The organism is Deltaproteobacteria bacterium, assembly GCA_018668695.1.
In the GTDB taxonomy this organism is placed as follows: Bacteria; Myxococcota; XYA12-FULL-58-9; order XYA12-FULL-58-9; family JABJBS01; genus JABJBS01.
This window is the reverse complement of sequence record JABJBS010000142.1, coordinates 1-3,432: the sequence shown is the minus strand read 5'-3', so window position 1 is coordinate 3,432 and position 3,432 is coordinate 1. Positions and strand designations below refer to the sequence as shown.

The following is a 3,432-nucleotide window of genomic DNA, read 5'->3' as shown; positions in this document are numbered from 1 at the left end:
GATAGAGACCCTGCCCTTCACGCAGCTTCTTGGCATGCCCACCCAGCCTGGTCATCCGATGGACACGAAATAGATATACCGTTCATTTGGTCCGCTCTCGATTGCCCAAGCTCCGGCCCAGCCTTCGCCACGTCTATCCAACCCGATAGCGATATTGCTTATGTGCTGGGCACTCTAGACATCCGAGTCACGACGCGCCCTAAGATCAACGAGACCTACTCCATCGTCTGCGCTCTGGATGAAGGAGATGAAAGACTCTACCGAACCCGCGTGAGTCTCTACGCTCAAGACTCAACACTGCAGGCTACCGGAGCTGCCATTTGGGTCCAAGTGCCGCGCTCTCTCTTCAACAGCCCAGCTGCCTAGGTTGGTCATAATTAGGCCGCCGGGCTAAGGGGCAGTTGTGCAGATATTAAGTAAAAACAATCTTGAGGTAAGCTTCGTTGGGTTGGCCGTTTTAACCGCCTCCCTCTGGACACTCTTGCCCGATGGCGAGGTCATGGCAGCAAATACCAACATCCGCTCGATGACCTGGGGATCGGTTAACGACACCGTGATGGGAGGACGCTCTAGCTCCGACCTGACATGGAACAAACAAAACGAGCTGGTCTGGACAGGCCGATTGAGCCTGGAAAACAATGGAGGCTTTGTGTCTATTCGTACTCAAGGTGCCGAACTAGACTGGGCGGAATACGATGGACTCGAAGTGGTATTAGACGGTGCTGGCCGTGACATCCAAGTAACAGCTCAGCGGCGCGACATGACGGTCAGGGCTGGAGGCTACCGCGCACTTATTCATACGCAAGGTAAGGGCGAGACCCGAATATTTGTGCCCTTCTCCGCATTTGTACTGAAACGATTTGGTCGCGAAATCAATGGCCCTACGCTCACCAGCGGGCTTCAACTCGCCAGTGAACTGGGTCTGCTGCTGGCCGATAAGCGCGAGGGCCCTTTCCAGGTTATCTTAAAATCGATAAAGCCCGCCCGATATAGCGACTCCACACGTATGGCTCCAGGGGTACGCTCCAAGCTTAGTGCGGCCATTGAGAAAGGTGTTCCGGTTTTCAATGCTGGCGATGCTAAAGGTTGCGCCACGATTTATCGGTCCGTGCTCACAGAACTGCTGGACAGCGGCAAGCTCGGCTCGGCGAATTGGTCATTGGGTTTAGTGAAAACCGCATTGTCTGAGTCACTCAAGCAAGATGCGAGTTCTGCGGCATGGACGCTTCGTAGAGCCATGGATAGTTTACTGCGAAGCTTGTAGAAATCATTATCGAGACAGGAGGGTTATGAATTAGGCTCAACTCCGAAAATAGCCTCGCCTGCACTCTCATTGATACAAACCAAGAGCTTCCCCATGCTGAAAGTTGCGGCCCTTCGGCGCCCGCCGTTTCTGTAGGCTTTCTGGAAACAGGTTTCGTAATATTGACCGAGAGCTTTAAGGCAAACTCCATCGTCCTCACATACCTGAACCAAGTCATCACGAACGTCGTCGTGTGCATCGTCTTTTTGATAAAGTTCAAATCCGACAAGTAAAACGATGGGGATGATAAATTTAGCAACTGTATTCATGGCTCTGTCCTAACGATTGTTTGTGTTCATCTCTCGGTAACAACGAAGCAAACCGTGTGCCAAACACCTACACTGTGTGATTTCAGTAAGTTACGAGACTCAAATGCCCGTCGAGCCACCGTCAATAGGCTTTGATTTCGTCAGTTTCGTCAATTTGGACACCAACCAGTGAATAAGTGTCGTAAAATGACACACGTCTTTTTCCGAAAGCATTTATGAACGCCGAGCCGAGCTAATCGTGGCTGAGGTGATTACACACTTGTACCAAGCAAAGCGACTCGGCTATGAGTACCTCGTAACAGGGCCACGGCATTCTTCAGTTGAAGAAAAAGGACATCACGATGAAAGACTTACCCGATTGCGGTATCTACCGAACATCCCGAGCTATTGAAGATGTGCCAGCCGGACAACTTGTCTATTTCCATAACCATGGAGATCCCGGCCCAGGTATTTACCTGCCGGAAAAGTGGCACAACAACCAAGTGAAATTCTCATCTCGCGGGCGCACTTTAAAAGATCCCGTGATGGCTCACACCCTAGAACCGATTATGGACCAAGCACTTTACCGGGTAGCACGTGAGTTCTACTGCTGCTCAAAAAACTGCGTTCTCTTTAAAGTGAATCAAATGGTTCAGCTGGGCTACGATGGCAAAGCAAACCCCATCTTATTTTTCCCGTTTTGGAAAAATTCAGAAATGTGTTTCCCGCAAAAAGGCACCCGCATCGATCCCGAAAATTTTCAGTTTCTTGAGCGCCTTCATATTCAGGCGGAATCAAAACACGACCCTGGAATGATGCATTAAGCAGAAGGCCTAAGGGCAGCCCACCAAAAAAGTGCAGCCGTATGAGCTCTCATCAATTGTAAAAGAGCTCGGAGCCGCAAAAGCGCCCCACTTCGCACCAACATACCACGACGACGAAACGCCGGTGCAATTCACATTGTTGATGCATTCCTGCAACGCTTGCTTAAGCGAAACTTCTGGACCTTTAAAGCGGCTCACAAAAAGCTCGCCTTGCATCGGCCCTTTCACCGTACACCCTTTAAGCTCTAGGTCTGCTGGTACTGCATAAGCGCGGCAAATACCGCCCTCGTCCGCTACAAGCGCCGCAAAGCCCGTATCATTCACGCGCTGCACGCTTGCCTCCGCTATGGACTCCACGACAAGCTGGCTCGAGCCGTTGCTGCATGAAATCATGCAAGACGCGAGCACTAGAATCCAAACGGTATATTTCATGATGACGCACTTTCCTTCTGTGGCTTCAAGCTAATCTTGTGCGAGAAGCTAGGGTCTCTGTCAATCTATTGCTTAAATCTAAGCAACCGTTACATCTGCCTTGCCCATAGAGCCACGCTCTTGGTATGCGTAGAATATGAACAAAACGGTGAATCGACTTATTTGGAAGCTTTTATCTCTCTTGGCCATGGTTTGCCTCATGGCTTGCGGCGGCGAAGAGACCACTAAACCGATAGACCCTGGTCAGGACTCATCTCTCACCGGCGCCTGCACCCTGGCAAGCGACTTACCAGACTGCGGAGCCTGCTTTTCAGGGACTTCGACATGCAACTACGGTGAGATAAGCGTCACCGACACGAGTTGCCAGAACTGCCAAGTTTTAAACCAGCTTTATACAGCGCTTTGCGACGCTGGAATCACCGATAGCTTGGCCGACATCGAGGCTGGCATCGAGTGCACTGAGCCAAGCCCCTAGCCCGCTTCTTTACCTTACGTTCATTTTACCTTGAATAACCTTGTCGTGATGTCAGAACACGCGGCTCCTCCTCGAAAGCCAGTCATCAACATAGACTGACGCCTGAGGAGGCTCTAATGATTAAAACTGCCCTAAAGTCCTTACTTATTT

General features: G+C 50.8%; 6 protein-coding genes. 4 read left to right on the top strand and 2 right to left on the bottom strand.

Features of this window, described 5'->3' with window-relative positions; genetic code table 11:
* On the top strand, positions 1–366 hold a 366-nt coding region (locus tag HOK28_07760; GenBank protein MBT6432968.1), incomplete at its 5' end, for a hypothetical protein.
* A gap of 37 nt (positions 367–403) precedes the next feature.
* On the top strand, positions 404–1,264 hold the full coding sequence (locus tag HOK28_07755; GenBank protein MBT6432967.1) for a CIA30 family protein: 861 nt from the start codon (positions 404–406) through the stop codon (positions 1,262–1,264).
* Positions 1,265–1,287: 23 nt separating this feature from the next.
* Here the strand turns inward: HOK28_07755 and HOK28_07750 are convergent, their stop codons facing one another.
* Entirely contained in the window at positions 1,288–1,572 is a 285-nt protein-coding gene (locus tag HOK28_07750) for a hypothetical protein (GenBank protein ID MBT6432966.1), read from the bottom strand.
* A 341-nt stretch (positions 1,573–1,913) separates the two neighbouring features.
* On the opposite strand from HOK28_07750, the gene HOK28_07745 reads away from it, so the two are divergent.
* Positions 1,914–2,375, top strand: a complete 462-nt coding sequence (locus tag HOK28_07745; protein MBT6432965.1) for a hypothetical protein — start codon at positions 1,914–1,916, stop codon at positions 2,373–2,375.
* Positions 2,376–2,384: 9 nt separating this feature from the next.
* On the opposite strand, the gene HOK28_07740 is transcribed toward HOK28_07745, so the two are convergent.
* The gene (locus HOK28_07740; protein ID MBT6432964.1) at positions 2,385–2,807 is read right to left on the bottom strand and encodes a hypothetical protein; all 423 of its coding nucleotides are present in this window, start codon (positions 2,805–2,807) and stop codon (positions 2,385–2,387) included.
* Between the two features lie 148 nt (positions 2,808–2,955).
* Here HOK28_07740 and HOK28_07735 point away from each other — a divergent pair, with 148 nt between their 5' ends.
* Positions 2,956–3,282 (top strand): hypothetical protein, encoded by a 327-nt coding sequence (locus HOK28_07735; protein MBT6432963.1) that lies wholly within the window; start codon positions 2,956–2,958, stop codon positions 3,280–3,282.
* The last annotated feature ends 150 nt before the right edge of the window (positions 3,283–3,432 follow it).

Excerpts from the sequence above, each read along its gene's own strand:
- HOK28_07750 (MBT6432966.1), bottom strand. The coding sequence starts at position 1,572 with ATGAATACAGTTGCTAAATTTATCATCCCCATCGTTTTACTTGTCGGA.
- HOK28_07740 (MBT6432964.1), bottom strand. The coding sequence starts at position 2,807 with ATGAAATATACCGTTTGGATTCTAGTGCTCGCGTCTTGCATGATTTCA.
- HOK28_07745 (MBT6432965.1), top strand. The coding sequence starts at position 1,914 with ATGAAAGACTTACCCGATTGCGGTATCTACCGAACATCCCGAGCTATT.